This window comes from Pseudomonas sp. TH07, from assembly GCF_016651285.1.
In the GTDB taxonomy this organism is placed as follows: Bacteria; Pseudomonadota; Gammaproteobacteria; order Pseudomonadales; family Pseudomonadaceae; genus Aquipseudomonas.
Map to the genome: position 1 here is coordinate 1,666,079 of NZ_JAEKED010000001.1, position 16,519 is coordinate 1,682,597.

The window sequence follows — 16,519 nt, forward strand, 5'->3', positions numbered from 1 at the left end:
TACAGCTCACAGGTTGTACTGTTTACGTTTGCGATACAGGGTCGAAGCATCGATGCCGAGCGTCTTGGCCGCCTGGTCGAGGGTGTCGCTGGTAGCCAGCACTGCGCCGATGTGGGCTTTTTCCAACTCGTCCAGGCTTAGCGCTGCGCCGATGCGCGGGGCGTTGTTGGTGGGTTGTTCGGCCATGCCCAGGTGGCTGATTTCCACCCGTTCCTGAGGGCAGATGATGCTCGCGCGCTCCACCACGTTGCGCAGCTCGCGGATATTGCCGGGCCAGCGGTAGTTGAGCAGCGCTTCCCGCGCCTCGTCGCTGAAGCCCCGGGCCGGGCGCGCGTATTCCTTGACGAAGCGCGCCAGGAAACGATCGGCCAGGGTCAGGATGTCCTCACTGCGCTCGCGCAGGGGCGGCAGGTGCAGGGTGATCACGTTCAGGCGGTACAGCAGGTCTTCACGGAAGCGTCCGTCACGCACCATGTCCTCGAGGTTGAGGTTGGTGGCGGCGAGGATCCGCACGTCGGCGCGGCGGGTCACCGGGTCGCCCACGCGCTCGTATTCCTTGTCCTGGATAAAGCGCAGCAGCTTGGGTTGCAGGGTCAGGGGGAAATCGCCGATCTCGTCCAGAAACAAGGTGCCGCCATCGGCCTGGTTGACCCGGCCCAGGGTGCTTTCGCTGGCCCCGGTAAAGGCGCCGCGGCTGTGGCCGAAGAGCTCGCTCTCCATCAACTCGGCGGTCAGGGACGGGCAGTTGATGGTGACGCAGGACTTTTTCGCGCGTTTGCTCCAGCCGTGAATGGCCCGGGCCAGCTCGCCTTTACCGGTACCGGACTCGCCCAGGATCAAAATGTTGGCATCGGTGCTGGCCACCTGGCGCGCGGTTTCCAGTACCACCTTCATCGCCGGGCTGTGGGAGTCCAGGCCGTCCTTGGGTTTGCGCACTTCACCTTCAAGGGCTTCCAGGCGCGCCGAGAGCTGGCGCACTTCCAGTTGCTTGGCGGTGGCCAGGCGCAGTTGGTCGGGGCTGCAGGGCTTGACCAGGTAATCGGCGGCGCCGGCCTGGATCGCATCCACCGCAGTGTCGACTGCCGAATGCGCGGTCACGATCACCACGCGCATCCACGGCGCCTGGGTGCGCATTTGCGCCAGTACATCCAGGCCGTTGTCTTCCCCCAGGCGCAGGTCGAGGAAGCACAGGTCGAACACCTGGCGTTGCAACAGGGCGTCGGCCTGGGCCGCGCTGTTGGCGGTGGCGACGGTATAGCCCTCATCTTCCAGGCAGTAGCGGAAGGTGCGAAGGATCGCGGACTCATCATCCACCAGAAGGATACGACCTTGTTTTTCCGGCGTTGATGCCATTTCCCACTCTCCTTAAATGAACTGTCTTATTTAGTCCCGGAAAAATCGGGCAAGTTGCAATGTTAATTCTGATCCATTCCAGGACATGCAGGTTAGTTATCTCCCGAGCTAATAGCTAATGACCTGAATTGGCGGATTTTTCGCCGTTTTGCCGGGGTGTTGTTCAGTCTGGCCTAGGGCCAGCAAAGTTCCCCGGGGGTGATTGGCGGCGCCCAGAACCCGACGAATCGTGCATTTCGCACGGCGTGCCGGGGGCCATCGTGCAGGATGCGTGCGCTCAAGGTGTTTTTGTATTTCATAACCTATTGATTTTATTGGTTATTTAATCATTTTCGAAGCTGGCATGGGGGCTGCAATGTAGTCACTATCAAGGGGCGATTTGCACGGCCCCGCTAATAACATCACCACAGTGTGGGAGGAGTTTCAGGATGAGCCGCCAAAGCCTTGCCCAATTGCGCATTTCGCCTCTGCACTTGCAGCAGGGTCTGTTCGCCAGCCTCGCGTTGCTGGTGACCCTGATTGGCGGCCAGCAGTTTCAGCAGTGGCAGCACGCCCAGCAGCAGCAAGCGCTGCGTGTGCCGGCTCATCAATTCACCCAGACCCATTTCAGCCAGGCGGGCAGCGCATCTGCCGCCTCGGCGCCGATGCAGATGATGGCAGTCGACCAGGCTCAGCCTGCGCTCGAGGCGCCCGCTCAGCAGCGCTGGGTGTTCTAGGCAAAAGGCCCGGCGCGCATTCAGCGCACCGGCGCTGGCAACACAAGCGGCATCCCCAATAGAAGAGTAAGGAGAATCACCATGTTGAGCTGGGCAATCACATTCCTGATCATCGCCATTGTCGCTGCCGTACTGGGCTTCGGTGGTATCGCGGGCACCGCCACGGGTATCGCCAAAATTCTCTTTGTCGTGTTCCTGGTGATGTTTATCGCTTCCTTCTTCTTTGGCCGTCGCGGCCGAGGCTGACCATGAGCTTTTCGTTCAAGACATTGACGGCCGCGCTGTTGCTGGGTGGCAGCACCCTGGCAATGGCGGCCAACGATGGCCAGGCGCGGGTCAATGAGCTGCTCAGCTCGGACCCGCAGTACCGTGAGACCTGGCAAGGGGTTGTGCACAAGGAAGAGCGGTTGCCGGAGTGGGTGATGAACCTCTCGGGTGATGCGCAGCAAATGAACGCCGTTGCAGAAGACGGCGACAAGTACCTGGTCGGGCCGCTGTGCGAAACCGCGCAGACCTGCCTGAACAAGCGCTTGATCGTCGCCGTCAGCTTCGACAAGAAACACGCCTACGCCATGCTGGTCGAAGTGCCGGCGGGCCTGCCCGCAGACAAGTCGCCCACCCGCCATGCCGAGTACCGTTTCCTCGGCAAGCCGGACGAAGGCATGCAGGCGCTGTTGAAAGAGCAACTCAAGAAAGACCCGAACTGGTACTGAGTTCAGAGGTTTTGCTGACAGGCAGAGGCGCCGGCCCAGGCGCTTCTGACTCTTGCCCCGGCCTGAGGAAGGCTTGGGCATGACCAAGGGGCCGGGACGTTCTGATTGTTTCAGGATCGGAGTGACCTAGGGGTACAGGGAGTGCCTCCGCAAGGGCCGGGTCAGGAAAGAGCGGCGGCGCAAGTTCCCAAGCCAATCGTGGCTTGACGGACTTGCGGCGTGCTTGAACGCGCCGCGTCGCGCGCTGAGGCCATGGGCTTCAATTCGACAGCATCGCCCTTGGGATAAAACATCCGTTGACGTCGATCAAACGTTTCACGGTGTTTCTCTGCGACCGTATATCCAGAAACTTCTCAAAAAATACGGATCAGTCTTAGGCTGTTTAATCAGCGCATTCCAGAAGTTTCCAAGGCTCTTTCCTGACCTTCCCGACAGCCCTGCACACCGCCTGAAATGGCCGTTTCGCGGCATTATTGCCTGCCGAAATGGCGTATTCGAACCGGTTGGGACGTTCGTTTTGTTTGGAAAATCTCATGCCGATTCGGCATAGGGTAGGCGTTTACGGCATTAGACGCGCTTCCCTTGCATCGGAATAGTTGCGCCTTTTTTCGCCTGCCGAGAGCCCTGAATCCGCGCTCGGGGTGACCTTATACGGGGGCCGATGCACAGACTTTTCCGCCATTGAGCGTTCCAGTTCGCGCATCAGCCCGAGTCCAACGCAAGTAAGGGTAATGATATGAAGAAGGCAAAGCTTAGCCTCGCCTGGCAGATCCTCATCGGTCTGGTTCTGGGGATAGCAATTGGTGCGCTGCTCAACCACTTCAGTGCGGAAAAAGCCTGGTGGATCAGCAACGTCCTGCAACCTGCGGGCGATATCTTTATCCGTCTGATCAAAATGATCGTGATTCCTATCGTGATCTCTTCGCTGATCGTCGGTATCGCCGGTGTCGGCGACGCGAAAAAACTGGGGCGCATCGGCCTCAAGACCATCGTCTACTTCGAAATCGTCACCACCATCGCGATCCTCGTCGGCCTGGTCCTGGCGAACGTGTTCCACCCGGGCACCGGCATCGACATGAGCACCCTGGGCACGGTGGATATCTCCAAGTACCAGGCGACCGCCGCCGAAGTGCAGCATGAACACGCGTTCATCGAGACCATCCTCAACCTGATCCCGTCGAACATCTTCGCGGCCATGGCTCGCGGCGAAATGCTGCCGATCATCTTCTTCTCGGTGCTGTTCGGCCTCGGTCTGTCGAGCCTGCAATCGGACCTGCGCGAACCCCTGGTGAAGATGTTCCAGGGCGTTTCGGAAAGCATGTTCAAAGTCACCCACATGATCATGAACTACGCCCCGATCGGCGTATTCGCCCTGATCGCGGTGACCGTCGCCAACTTCGGCTTCGCCTCCCTGCTGCCGCTGGCCAAGCTGGTGATCCTGGTTTACGTGGCCATCGTCTTCTTCGCCTTCGTGGTCCTGGGCCTGATCGCACGCCTGTTCGGCTTCTCGGTGATCAAGCTGATGCGCATCTTCAAGGATGAGCTGGTGCTCGCCTATTCCACCGCCAGTTCGGAAACCGTACTGCCGCGCGTGATCGAGAAGATGGAAGCCTACGGCGCGCCGAAAGCCATTTGCAGCTTCGTGGTGCCGACCGGCTACTCGTTCAACCTCGACGGTTCGACCCTGTACCAGAGCATCGCCGCGATCTTTATCGCCCAGCTGTATGGCATCGACCTGTCCATCAGCCAGCAACTGCTGCTGGTTCTGACGCTGATGGTCACCTCCAAAGGCATCGCCGGTGTACCGGGCGTGTCCTTCGTGGTGCTGCTGGCGACCCTGGGCAGTGTTGGCATCCCGCTGGAAGGCCTGGCCTTCATCGCCGGTGTCGACCGCATCATGGACATGGCGCGTACCGCCCTGAACGTGATCGGCAACGCCCTGGCCGTGCTGGTCATCTCCCGCTGGGAAGGCATGTACGACGACGCCAAGGGCCAGCGCTACTGGAATTCCCTGCCGCACTGGCGCAGCAAGGAACCGCTGCCAAGCGGCGAAACCAGCCGCTGATCTAGCCGCTGTCGCAGGCGGCGTCGGTCCTCACGTCCGGCGCGCTGCTTCAGCCCGGCCATTGCGCTGTTCGACAAACCCCGGTCAATCCGGGGTTTGTCGTTTCTGCCCGCCCCGCTATCATTCGCCGCATCTTCCGGGGGATTAACTGATGCTCAATGGCCTGTGGCTTGGCTTTTTCATCGTCGCGGCCGTTTCGGCACTGGCGCAGTGGCTGATCGGCGGCAACGCCGGGATCTTTGCGGCGATGGTGGAAAGCATCTTCGCCATGGCCAAGTTGTCGGTGGAAGTGATGGTGCTGCTGTTCGGCACCCTGACCCTGTGGCTGGGTTTTCTGCGTATCGCCGAAAAAGCCGGGATCGTCGACTGGCTGGCCAAGGTCCTGGGCCCGTTGTTCCGCCGCTTGATGCCGGAGGTGCCCGCCGGCCACCCGGCCATCGGCCTGATCACCCTCAACTTCGCCGCCAACGGCCTGGGCCTGGACAACGCGGCCACACCCATCGGGCTCAAGGCCATGCGTGCGCTGCAGGAGCTCAACCCCAGCCAGACCGTGGCCAGTAACGCGCAGATCCTGTTTCTGGTGCTCAACGCCTCCTCCCTGACCCTGCTGCCGGTGACCATCTTCATGTACCGCGCCCAGCAAGGCGCCGCCGATCCGACCCTGGTGTTTCTGCCGATCCTCCTGGCGACCAGCGCGTCGACCCTGGTCGGGCTGCTCTCGGTGGCCGTGATGCAGCGCCTGCGCCTGTGGGACCCGGTGGTGCTGGCGTACCTGATTCCCGGCGCCTTGGTCCTGGGCGGCTTCATGGCCCTGCTGGCGACCCTTTCGGCCACGGCCCTGGCCAGCCTGTCGTCGATCCTCGGCAACCTCACCCTGTTCGGCTTGATCATGCTGTTCCTGGTGATTGGCGCGCTGCGCAAGGTCAAGGTCTACGAGGCCTTCGTCGAGGGCGCCAAAGAAGGCTTCGACGTCGCCAAGAACCTGCTGCCGTACCTGGTGGCGATGCTGTGTGCGGTGGGTGTGCTGCGGGCTTCCGGGGCCCTGGACTTCGGCCTGGACGGCATTCGCTACCTGGTGGAATGGGCGGGTTGGGACACGCGTTTCGTCGACGCCCTGCCGACTGCCATGGTCAAGCCGTTCTCCGGCAGTGCGGCACGGGCGATGCTGATCGAAACCATGCAGACCCAGGGCGTGGACAGCTTCCCGGCCCTGGTGGCGGCGACTATCCAGGGCAGCACCGAGACCACCTTCTACGTGCTGGCGGTGTATTTCGGCGCGGTGGGTATCCAGCGTGCGCGGCACGCCGTGGGCTGTGCCCTGCTGGCAGAGTTTGCCGGGGTCGTAGCGGCCATCGGGGTGTGCTACTGGTTCTTTGGCTGAGTCCGGGCAAAGCGCTGCAAGGGTGAACGCCCCTGCAGCGTCATCAGACTAGGGTTTGTACAGGGCGCTGCCCTGGGCCACGGCCCAGTCCACCACCTGGCGGCTGAGGGTATCCCCGGCCTGGCCAAAGCCTGCCACCACCGCCGGGACTTTCGGGTCGTTCAACGGCTGGCGCACTTCAAAGCGTTTGCTGGCGAGGATCTTCTGGTCGTAACCGCGCACCAGCCGCGCATCCAGCCCAATCACCACCTCCACCGCGCTGCCCTGGTACTGGCTCTGGAACGCCTGCAATTCGCCGCCCAGTTCGAAGTCCGCCTGCAGGTTGCTGTCGTCGGTGCTCAGCAACGGCACCCGACCGTCGCGCTGAAAGCCGTCGAGCAGGCGATTGCGCAGCAGGATCGGCGCCGGATCGCTCCAGCGCGAGTTCTTGTAGCTGCTGATCAGGTTGCCCTCGGGCAGCACGGCGATGCGCGCATTGTTCAGTGCATCCCCCGCCACCGGCTTGGCCACCCGCAGCGACCAGTGCTGGACCTGCCCTGTGCCCTTCGCTGCGGTCTGGGCCACTGGCAGCCGATAGACATCCACCGGCTCGCCCTTGGGCAGGATCGAGCAGGCGCTGCTCAGGGCAAAACCGCCGATCAGGGCGAGGTGGCCAAAGGCTCGGCAAATAGGCGTCATGGCGTGAATTCCTTGTTCGTGTCGTTACCCAGGAGGTAGCCGCCGGGATTGGCTTCCAGGCGGCGGGTGATGGCCCGCAGCGAACTCAGGGTATCGCGCAGTTCCCGCACCGCCGGCGCCAGGCCGTTGAGGCCCTGGATACCGTTGTTCAGCGAGTCTTTGTTGTTGCTCAGCAAGCTGTTGATGGTGGCGCTGCTTTGTTCCAGTGAGCGCATGGCCTGCTCGGCGCTGCCGAACATCTGCTTGCCCTGGTCGTTGAGCAGGCCGTTGGCGGTGCGCATCAGCGCGGTGGTCTGCTCCAGGGTGCCGCTGGCCTGCTTGCCGAGGTTGGCCACCTGCTGCATGGCCAGGCGCAGGTCGCCCCGTTGCTCGGCAATGGCGCTGGTGGTCTGTTCGAGATTGGCCAGGGTGTTGTTGATGTGTTCGACGTTCTCCCGGGAGAACATGCGGTTGGCGTTGTGCAGCAGCAGGTTGATGCTGGTCATCAGGTCATTGCTGTTGTTCAGCAGGCGGGCGATGGGAGATGGCGAGGCGACAATGATCGGCAGCTTGCCGTCCTTGCCCCGCAGCGGCTCGCTTTGCGGGGTGCCGCCACTGAGCTGGATGATCGAGGTGCCGGTGATCCCGGTCAGGGCCAGCTTGGCCTGGGTGTCCTCCTTGATTGGGGTTTCGCCGCTCAGGCGGATCCGCGCCAGGACCCGGCGCGGGTCTTTCGGGTCCAGGCGCAGGCTGACCACGTCGCCGACCTTGATTCCGCTGTATTGCACCGCGCTGCCTTTGGACAGGCCGCTGACCGCCTCGTTGAAGACGATCTCGTAGTCCTTGAACTCCTTGTCCACGCTGGACTTGGCCAGCCACAGGCCAAACAGCAGGGCGCCGACCACCACTAGCACGGTGAACAGGCCGATCAATACGTGATGGGCTCGGGTTTCCATGTCATACCTCGTTGAGCTGTGTAGCGGCCAGAAGCGCCGCGCGGCCGCGAGGGCCATGGAAGTATTCGTGTATCCACGCGTCGTCGGTCTCGGCAACCTTGTCGATGGCGTCCGCCACCAGCACCTTCTTCTGCGCCAGCACCGCCACCCGGTCGGTGATGGTGTACAGCGTGTCCAGGTCGTGGGTGACCAGGAACACACTCAGGCCCAGGGCATCGCGCAGGGTCAGGATCAGTTGGTCGAACGCCGCGGCGCCGATCGGGTCGAGGCCGGCGGTGGGTTCGTCGAGAAACAGGATGTCCGGGTCCAGGGCCAGTGCCCGGGCCAGTGCCGCGCGCTTGATCATGCCGCCCGACAGCGAGGCCGGGTATTTGTCGGCAGCCGACAGCGGCAGCCCGGCCAGGGCCAGCTTGACCGCCGCCAGGTGTTCGGCGTCGGCGCGGCTCAGGCCGGCGTGTTCGATCAGCGGCAAGGCGACGTTCTCGGTGACGGTCAGCGATGAAAACAGCGCACCTTTCTGAAACAGCACGCCGAAGCGTCGCTCGACCATCGAGCGTTCATGCTCGGAGAGGCTGGGCAGGTTCTGCCCAAAGACCCGCACCGAACCTTCGCTGGGCTGGCGCAGGCCGATGATGCTGCGCAGCAGCACCGACTTGCCGCTGCCCGACCCACCGACCACGGCGAGGATCTCGCCCTTGTACAGGTCCAGGTCGAGGTTCTCGTGCACGCTCTGCTTGCCGAAGCGGTTGCACAGCCCACGGACTTCAATCACCGCCTCGGCGGGGGCACGAGGTAGACGACTCACCATCCCATCTCCATGAAAAACAGCGCGGCCACGGCGTCCAGCACAATCACCACGAAAATCGACTGCACCACGCTGGACGTGGTGTGGGCGCCCACCGATTCGGCACTGCCGCTGACCTTGAAGCCTTCCAGGCAGCCGATCGCAGCGATCAGGAAGGCGAAGATCGGCGCCTTGACCATGCCCACCAGGAAGTGTTGTACGCCGATATCGGTTTGCAGCAGGGACAGGAACATCGCCGGCGAAATCCCCAACGACAAAGCACAAACCACCCCGCCACCGATGATCCCCGAAAGCATCGCCAGGAACGTCAGCATCGGCAGGGCCACCAGCAGCGCCAGGACCCTGGGCACCACCAGCAGCTCCATGGGGTCGAGACCGAGGGTGCGGATCGCGTCGATTTCCTCGTTGGCCTTCATCGAGCCGATCTGCGCGGTAAAGGCACTGGCCGTGCGCCCGGCCATCAGGATCGCGGTCAGCAGCACGCCGAATTCCCGCAGGAAGGAGAACGCCACCAGGTCCACGGTAAAGATGCTGGCGCCGAAACTGGCGAGCACCGTGGCCCCGAGGAACGCCACCACTGCGCCCACCAGAAAGGTCAGCAGGGCCACGATGGGCGCTGCGTCGAGGCCGGTCTGTTCGATATGGGCCACCATCGGCGTGATGCGCCAGCGCTTGGGGCGCAGCAGGCCACGGGTGATGGTTTCCAGAATCAGCCCGACAAAGCCCAGCAGTTGCAGGGTGTCCTGCCAGATCGCATCCACCGCCCGGCCGATGCGCGACAGCAGTTGGATGCCGACCGAGACTTCCGGCTCCTTGACCGGGATGCAGAAGTCGCTCAGGGAGCAGTAGACGGTGCGCAGTAGCGCGCGGTCGGCGGTCGACAGGGTGCAATCCTGGTGCTCGGCGCTATGCCCCAGGCGCTCGGCCCCCAGCAGCTCCACCAGCAGCGAAGCGCCGGCGGTGTCCAGAGCGCCCAGGGCGTTGAGGTCGACAGGGGTGTTGGCGTCGTACTGGCTGGCCAGCTGCTGGGTGAGGTGCTTGAGTGCGGTGTAGTGGGCAAGCGTCCAGTCCCCGCTGATGCGCAGCTGGGGCGGGGTCTGGGAAGTATCGAGTTGGGCACTGCCGGCCGTTGCGCTGCTGGTCATAAGCTCCGTGCTTGTCTGGCTATTACGCAGTGCTACGTAATAGCACGATCCCGGTTATTTTGCCTCGCCCTGAGCCGGGGCGGCTTGATCTGTGCCGGTGACATTGAAGCGCAGCACACCGATCACCTGCCCGTCCTCGGTCAGGACCCTGACCTGCCAGCGGCCCACCGGGTCGCCGGGGAAATTCTGCTTGTGGCTCCAGGCGCGGTATCCCTCCTTGCGCCCGCCATGGATATCCAGGGCAATGCGGTCGAGCTCTTTGCCGTTGAATTGCCAGACGTGATAAATCCGCTCGTCGAGCCCGCGCGGGGCGTTGATCGCGGTGTAGGCGTACAGGCCGTTGCTGCGCACCTGGGCGACGCTGATGTCTTCCAGACTGTCGCCGGGCGTGCGGTCCTGCAACTGGGTGCTGATGGCCTCTTCGGTGATCCACAGGGTCGCCGGCGGCACCCAGGAACGCAGCAGCCAGCCGGTGCCGCCAATCGCCAGGGTGATGCTCAACACCGCCAGGCCGCTGCGCAGGCTGCGGATCGGGAAGATCGAGGCCAGGCTCGGAAACGACAGCAGCATGGCGATGCCCAGCGCCAGCTTGAAGCTCTGCGAGGTGGTCAGGTGCAGGATGATCGGCAGCGCCGTGAGCAGCACCGCGAACAGGGTCAGGGTGTGCAGCGCCAGGAACAGCCAGCGCCGCGGTGCCAGCCACTTGTAGTACAGCGGGTCGGTGATCGAGACCAGCGCCGCGGCCCCCAGCAGCCCGGTAAAGGCCAGTTGGCCGCTGTTCCAGGCGGTGGTGATAAAGAAGAACGGCAGGACGAAGAACAGGCTTTCCTGGTGGATCATCTGCGTCGCGTAGCGCAACAGCGGCTGGGGAATTTCGCGCTTGAAGACCCGGGTAAAGAGTTGGGTCAGGGTGTTTTCCAGCATCAGCCAGACCCAGCTCACCAGCATGATCACCGCGATCCAGGTGGCCAGGCCTTGCTGGCGGTCCACCAGGATGAAACTGCCGACCCCGGAAATGAACCCGCCGAGGGCGATCACCCCTGGGTAGCGCTTCATCAGTTCGAGGATGCGCTGTATATGGTGAGTCCAGTTAGGCATTGGGCGGGTTCACAGTCATGGCGGGGAAAATCGGCGACAGGATAGCGTCGCCGCGCAGGTGTGGCGAGGCGCCCGGGCAATTAAACCGCGTGCGCCTGCGACCCCGCTTCATCGTCGCCGCAGGCGCCAGCCCAGGGCGATCAAGAGCACCAGCGCCAGCAGCCCGCCCAGCAGCCACACCACCTGCTCGTCACTGAGCAGCGGTTTTTCGATGCGCAGGTAGCCCGGCTCCGCCAGCAATTGGCGCATGGCCTGGTTGGTCTGCTCCAGGCTCACGGCCCTCAGGCGCTTGGCCGGGTCGTTGAAACGGCCATCGGCGTAATCGCCCAGGGCGCTCCAGTAGTAGTCGGCCAGGGCACTGTTGCCTTGCACGGCCCAGGCCTGGCGGGCAATGGCGGCCTGCTTGAGGCGCTCGAAAGTGGCGGCATCCAGTCCGTCCTTGAGCAACTGCGCCTTGAGCTCGCGAATCACTTGCTGCGCCTGCTCCAGGTCATCGCGCGCCAGGTCGGCGTTGAGGCTGAGGAAGCCCTGACCGCCGAACACCTCGCGGTCGCTCCAGGGCCCGTATGACAATTCGTGGTCGAGCCGCAGCCGGCTGTAGAGCGCCCAGTCCAGGTACTCCTTGAGCAGGTCGAAGGTAGCGTCGTGCTCGTCGTCCAGCACCGGCTCGGCAAACAGCCAGTGCAAGGTTGCGCCGTTGCCAACCCAACCCTTGATCAGGCTGCGCTCGGCCGCTGCCGGCTGCTGGATATCCGGCAGCGCCAGGTGTTCGCTGGGCTCCACCGGTTCGAGCTGGCCGTAGGTGCGCTCCAGGTAGGCCGGGAGCAGGCGGTCGAGGTCGCCGACGATGATCAGGGTCATGTTGTTCGGGGCATACCAGTGCTTGCGCACCTGATCCAGCTGCTCGGCCGTGAGGTGTTCGACTTCGGCGCGCTCGGCGCATTTCAGGCCCAGTTCCACCGCCAGTTGATTGCCGGCCTTGTGGCCCAGGTCCTGACGATCGAGCCAGCGCTGCAGGTGCGAGTAATGGCCGCCGTCCTCGCGCTCCACCACCTGTTTCGCGGCGGTGATGGCGTTGTCGTCGATCTGGGTGCGGGTCAGCAGGGCCAGCAGCAGGTCGAGGACCTTGCGCTGGTTTTTGGCCGGGGCCTCGATGACGAAGGTGGTGTCGGCGTTGCTGGTGAAGGCATTCCACTCCCCGCCCAGGGCCTGCATGCGTTCTTCCAGGCCACCTTCGCCGCTGCCATCGATGCCGCTGAACAGCAGGTGTTCCAGCAGGTGCGGCAGCTCCTTGTCGGCACAGTCGAAGTCATCCAGGCCGACCCCGACCACCAGGCGGATGGCCACATGGCCGCGCTCGGTCCCGGGCTTGAGCAACAGCTGCAGGCCGTTGGGCAGCATGTAGCCCTCGACCTGAAAGCGGTCCAGGGCCGACACATGAGCGCAACTCAACAACAGACAGGCGAACAACAGACAACGCATAGCGAGCTTCCTTACGGCGTGCGTAAGTTCTACAGACTTCAGTCAACCATGGACGTTCAGGGTGAATGGGTGATGTCAGCGAGATCTTCCGCCGCCAGGGCACCGGTTTCGGAGGTTTCCAGGACCACATAGGCGCTGCTGCAGAACAGCGAGTTCAAGCGCTTCATGTCGGCGATCAGCTCCAGGTGCAGCGAACTGGTCTCGATGCTCTGGACGATTTTACGTTGCAGGCGGCTGACGTGGGCGTGCGCCAGGCGTCGTTCCTGTGCGCGGAAGCGACGCTTCTCGCGCAGCAGCTGGCGCGCGCTTTCCGGATCGGCACTGAGAAAGACCGACAGCCCCAGGCGCAGGTTGGCGATCAATTGGGCGTGCAACCCGGCCAGCTCTTCCAGGCCGACTTCGGAGAACTGGCGGCGTTGCGAGGTTTTCTGCTGTTGCACCTTGCGCAGCATGCGTTCGATCAGGTCGCCGGCAAGCTTGAGGTTGATTGCCAGCTCGATGATCTCGGCCCAGCGCCGGCTGTCCTGGTCGCTGAGGTCTTCCCGGGGCATTTGCGCCAGGTAGAGTTTGATTGCGCTGTAGAGCGCTTCGACATCGTCGCTCAGGCTGCGCATTTCCTGGGTGACGGCGGTCTGTTTGCCGCGCAGCACGTCGAGCATGGCTTCGAGCATGTTGTCGATCAGGTCGCCCAGGCGCAGGGTTTCCCGCGCCGCGTTGGCCAGGGCCAGGCTCGGGGTGACCAGGGCCGTGGGGTCCAGGTGTCGCGGTTTGGCCCGGCCGCTGTCTTGCGGGCGCTCGGGCAACAGCCAGGCGCAGAGCTTGGCCATGGGCCCGACCGTGGGCAGGAGCAGCAGGCAGCGCAAGGTGTTGTAGAGCAGGTGGAAGCCGATCACCACCTCTTGCGGGCTGAAATCCAGGCTGTCCATCCAGTGCGCCAGGGGGTCGAGCACCGGGATGATCAACAGCAGGCCGAACAACTTGTACAACAGGCTGCCCAGGGCCACCTGGCGCCCGGCGGCGTTCTGCATGCTGGTACTGAGGAAGGCCAGCACGCCGCTGCCGATGTTGGCGCCGATCACCAGGCCGATGGCCACCGGCAGGCTGATCACGCCGGCACCGGCCAGGGTCGCGGTCAGCAGCACGGCCGCCAGGCTGGAATAGGACACCATGGCGAACACAGCGCCCATCAGGGCGTCGAGCAGGATGTCGCCGGTCAGGGAGGCGAACAGGACCTTCACGCCCTGGGCATGGGTGATCGGCGCGGCGGCTTCGACAATCAGCTGCAACGCCAGAATGATCAGGCCCAGACCGATACCGACCCGACCCAACTGGCCGGCACGGGTCTGTTTGCGCGAGAGGAAGAAGATGACCCCGAGGAAGATCAGCAGCGGCGACAGCCACGACAAATCAAAGGTCAGCACCCGTGCCATCAGCGCGGTGCCGACGTCGGCCCCGAGCATGGTCGCCAGGGCCGGGGTCAGCGCCATCAGGCCCTGGCCGACGAATGAGGTGACCAGCATCGCCGTGGCGTTGCTGCTCTGGACCATGGCGGTGACCAGGATCCCGGCGACAAAGGCCAGCGGGCGGCTGGCCATGTTCTGGCCGATGACGTGACGCAGGTTCGAGCCATAGACCCGCAGGATCCCGGTACGCACGATATGCGTGCCCCAGATCAACAGGGTCACGGCGGACAGCAGATTGAGCAGGGTCAGCATAAAGGGTCCCCTGGGGTGAATCGCCCCAAAGGGGCAAGTTGACGGTGCCGCGCGACGATCTACGTTCTGTACTTAAGCTGTAGTTGGCTAACGGTCTGGGCGCCAGCATCGCATAGCTAAAGTGCGCATTGAAATAAAACTGTCATGAAAACAGCTTTCTGCAGACGTGAAAAAGGGGCCCGTGAGCCCCTTTCTTTCAGTCCGCGCTCGGGTTATTGACCCGGAATATCCTTGCGCAGTTTCACTGGATCGCTCTGTTTTTTCTTTTTCGCGATGGCGGTGCGCATCTTGATGTTGACCGCTTCCACTGCCAGGGAGAACGCCATGGCGAAGTAGACGTAGCCTTTTGGCACGTGCACTTCGAAGGCTTCGGCGATCAGCACGGTACCCACCACCAGCAGGAACGACAGCGCCAGCATCTTCAGCGACGGGTGCTTGTCGATGAAATCGCTGATGGTGCCTGCGGCGAGCATCATCACCAGCACCGCGACCACGATCGCCGCGACCATCACCGGCACATGGGACACCATGCCGACGGCGGTGATCACCGAGTCCAGGGAGAACACGATGTCGATGATCGCGATCTGGATGATGGTGTAGAGGAAGTTGCCGCCCTTGCCGGTCGGCTCGTCCGCCGTCTCGTCCTCGCCTTCCAGGGCGTGGTACATCTCCTGGGAGCTTTTCCAGAGCAGGAACAGGCCGCCGAAGAACAGGATCAGGTCACGCCCGGAAATACCCTGGCCGAAGACCACGAACAGGTCGGCGGTCAGGCGCATGACCCAGGTGATCGACAACAGCAACAGGATGCGCGTGACCATGGCCAGCGCCAGGCCGAACAGCCGGGTCCGGGCCTGCATATGCTTGGGCATGCGGCTGACCAGGATCGAAATCATGATGATGTTATCGATGCCCAGGACGATTTCCAGGGCGGTCAGGGTAAAGAAGGCAACCCAGATTTCCGGGTTGGTCAGCCATTCCATGTGTATTCCTTTGAGCGAGTGTTAGATCGCCCGGGGCGGTTGATCAGCCAACCGGCCCGGGCGAAGAGTCATTGCAGTTATAGAGTGCTGAACAGTGGAAAGATCCCCATCAGCAAGGCTGCGAACATTATGCACAGGCAGACCAGCACTGCCCACTTGAGGGTGAATCGCTGATGATCGCCGAACTCGATCCCGGCCAGGGCCACCAGCAAGTAGGTCGAGGGTACCAGCGGGCTCAGCAAATGCACGGGTTGGCCGACGATCGAGGCACGGGCCATCTCCACCGCGGTGATGCCGTAGTGGCTGGCCGCCTCGGCCAGTACCGGCAACACGCCGTAATAGAAGGCATCGTTGGACATGAAGAAGGTGAACGGCATGCTCACCAGCGCGGTAATCACCGCCAGGTACGGCCCCAGTGCGTCGGGGATGACCGCCAGCAGGCTCTTGGACATGGCGTCGACCATGCCGGTGCCGGACAGGATCCCGGTGAAGATACCGGCGGCGAAGATCAGCCCGACCACCGCCAGTACGCTGCCGGCGTGGGCGGCGACGCGGTCCTTCTGCTGTTGCAGGCACGGGTAGTTGACGATCATCGCGATACTGAAGGCCACCATGAACAGCACCGGCAGCGGCAGCAAGCCGGCGATCAAGGTGCACATCAGGGCCAGGGTCAGCGCGCCGTTGAACCAGATCAGCTTCGGACGGCGGGCATCAGGGAATTGCGAGACGCTGATTTCGCTGTGGTCGATCTCGTCGCCCACCAGGTGCAGTTCACCCAGACGCGCCCGCTCACGCTTGCCGTACATATAGGCAATCGCCAGGATCGCCACCACGCCCGCCAGCATGGCCGGGATCATGGGTACGAAAATGTCCGAAGGGTCCACGTGCAGCGCACTGGCGGCGCGTGCAGTGGGGCCGCCCCAGGGGGTCATGTTCATCACCCCGCCGGCGAGGATGATCAGGCCGGCCATGATCCGCGGGCTCATGCCGATGCGGCTGTACAGCGGCAGCATGGCGGCCACGCAGATCATGTAGGTGGTGGCGCCGTCACCGTCCAGGGACACCACCAGGGCCAGCACCGCCGTGCCGACCGAGACCTTCAGCGGGTCACCCTTGACCAGCTTGAGGATCTTGCGCACCGCCGGGTCGAACAGGCCCGAGTCGATCATCAGGGCGAAATACAGGATGGCGAACATCAGCATCACGCCGGTGGGCGCCAGCTTGGTGATGCCTTCGAGCATCATCGGGCCGATCTTCGGCGCAAAGCCGCCGAACAGGGCGAAGAGGATGGGCACGATGATCAGGGCAATCAGCGCGGACAGGCGCTTGGTCATGATCAGGAACATGAAGGTGATGACCATGGCAAAGCCAAGGAAAGTCAGCATGGGAATACTCCAGGCGTAGCGCGGCTAGGGAATGGCGAACCGGGTGGGGTCAGCGCAGAACGGGAAGC

At 63.2% G+C, this 16,519-nt stretch carries 15 protein-coding genes; 5 read left to right on the top strand and 10 right to left on the bottom strand.

The genetic code is table 11. From position 1 onward, the window contains the following. Positions 1-6: 6 nt before the first annotated feature. Positions 7-1,353, bottom strand: coding sequence for a sigma-54-dependent response regulator transcription factor AlgB (algB, locus tag JFU57_RS07950; protein WP_201128799.1), 1,347 nt, complete (start codon positions 1,351-1,353; stop codon positions 7-9). Positions 1,354-1,781: 428 nt separating this feature from the next. Here algB and JFU57_RS07955 point away from each other — a divergent pair, with 428 nt between their 5' ends. The 5 genes from JFU57_RS07955 (at position 1,782) to JFU57_RS07975 (ending at position 6,228) form a co-directional block, all read left to right on the top strand. Beyond that, positions 1,782-2,069, top strand: coding sequence for a hypothetical protein (locus tag JFU57_RS07955; RefSeq protein ID WP_078470259.1), 288 nt, complete (start codon positions 1,782-1,784; stop codon positions 2,067-2,069). An 81-nt stretch (positions 2,070-2,150) separates the two neighbouring features. Continuing rightward, positions 2,151-2,315, top strand: coding sequence for a DUF1328 domain-containing protein (locus JFU57_RS07960; RefSeq protein ID WP_003170804.1), 165 nt, complete (start codon positions 2,151-2,153; stop codon positions 2,313-2,315). Between the two features lie 2 nt (positions 2,316-2,317). After that, positions 2,318-2,782 carry an inhibitor of vertebrate lysozyme family protein gene (locus JFU57_RS07965; RefSeq protein WP_078470258.1) on the top strand — a complete coding sequence of 155 codons (465 nt, stop codon included), beginning with the start codon at positions 2,318-2,320 and terminating at the stop codon, positions 2,780-2,782. A 736-nt stretch (positions 2,783-3,518) separates the two neighbouring features. Continuing rightward, positions 3,519-4,847: a glutamate/aspartate:proton symporter GltP gene (gene gltP, locus JFU57_RS07970; RefSeq protein WP_078470257.1), complete on the top strand. Its 1,329-nt coding sequence runs from the start codon at positions 3,519-3,521 to the stop codon at positions 4,845-4,847. 151 nt (positions 4,848-4,998) lie between these two features. Beyond that, the gene (locus JFU57_RS07975; RefSeq protein ID WP_020297731.1) at positions 4,999-6,228 is read left to right on the top strand and encodes a nucleoside recognition domain-containing protein; all 1,230 of its coding nucleotides are present in this window, start codon (positions 4,999-5,001) and stop codon (positions 6,226-6,228) included. A 48-nt stretch (positions 6,229-6,276) separates the two neighbouring features. Here the strand turns inward: JFU57_RS07975 and JFU57_RS07980 are convergent, their stop codons facing one another. From JFU57_RS07980 to JFU57_RS08020, 9 genes are all read right to left on the bottom strand, one after another. After that, on the bottom strand, positions 6,277-6,906 hold the full coding sequence (locus JFU57_RS07980; RefSeq protein ID WP_078470256.1) for an ABC-type transport auxiliary lipoprotein family protein: 630 nt from the start codon (positions 6,904-6,906) through the stop codon (positions 6,277-6,279). Further along, a complete protein-coding gene (locus JFU57_RS07985; RefSeq protein WP_020297733.1) occupies positions 6,903-7,841 on the bottom strand; it encodes an MlaD family protein in 939 nt (312 codons plus the stop codon). Before JFU57_RS07985 ends, JFU57_RS07980 begins: the two co-directional genes overlap by 4 nt. A 1-nt stretch (position 7,842) precedes the next feature. Further along, complete coding sequence (locus tag JFU57_RS07990) at positions 7,843-8,649, bottom strand: ABC transporter ATP-binding protein (protein WP_178102930.1); 807 nt, start codon at positions 8,647-8,649, stop codon at positions 7,843-7,845. After that, positions 8,643-9,791: an ABC transporter permease gene (locus JFU57_RS07995; RefSeq protein WP_078470255.1), complete on the bottom strand. Its 1,149-nt coding sequence runs from the start codon at positions 9,789-9,791 to the stop codon at positions 8,643-8,645. The genes JFU57_RS07990 and JFU57_RS07995 overlap by 7 nt, the downstream gene beginning before the upstream one ends. A gap of 54 nt (positions 9,792-9,845) precedes the next feature. Further along, the gene (locus JFU57_RS08000; RefSeq protein WP_078470254.1) at positions 9,846-10,889 is read right to left on the bottom strand and encodes a DUF5924 family protein; all 1,044 of its coding nucleotides are present in this window, start codon (positions 10,887-10,889) and stop codon (positions 9,846-9,848) included. Positions 10,890-10,997: 108 nt separating this feature from the next. Next, positions 10,998-12,371, bottom strand: a complete 1,374-nt coding sequence (locus JFU57_RS08005; protein ID WP_078470253.1) for a M16 family metallopeptidase — start codon at positions 12,369-12,371, stop codon at positions 10,998-11,000. A gap of 56 nt (positions 12,372-12,427) precedes the next feature. Further along, positions 12,428-14,086: a Na/Pi cotransporter family protein gene (locus JFU57_RS08010; protein ID WP_078470252.1), complete on the bottom strand. Its 1,659-nt coding sequence runs from the start codon at positions 14,084-14,086 to the stop codon at positions 12,428-12,430. Positions 14,087-14,298: 212 nt separating this feature from the next. Further along, a complete protein-coding gene (locus JFU57_RS08015; protein ID WP_078470251.1) occupies positions 14,299-15,066 on the bottom strand; it encodes a TerC family protein in 768 nt (255 codons plus the stop codon). 77 nt (positions 15,067-15,143) lie between these two features. Beyond that, positions 15,144-16,451, bottom strand: a complete 1,308-nt coding sequence (locus tag JFU57_RS08020; RefSeq protein ID WP_020297740.1) for a CitMHS family transporter — start codon at positions 16,449-16,451, stop codon at positions 15,144-15,146. Positions 16,452-16,519 lie beyond the last annotated feature (68 nt).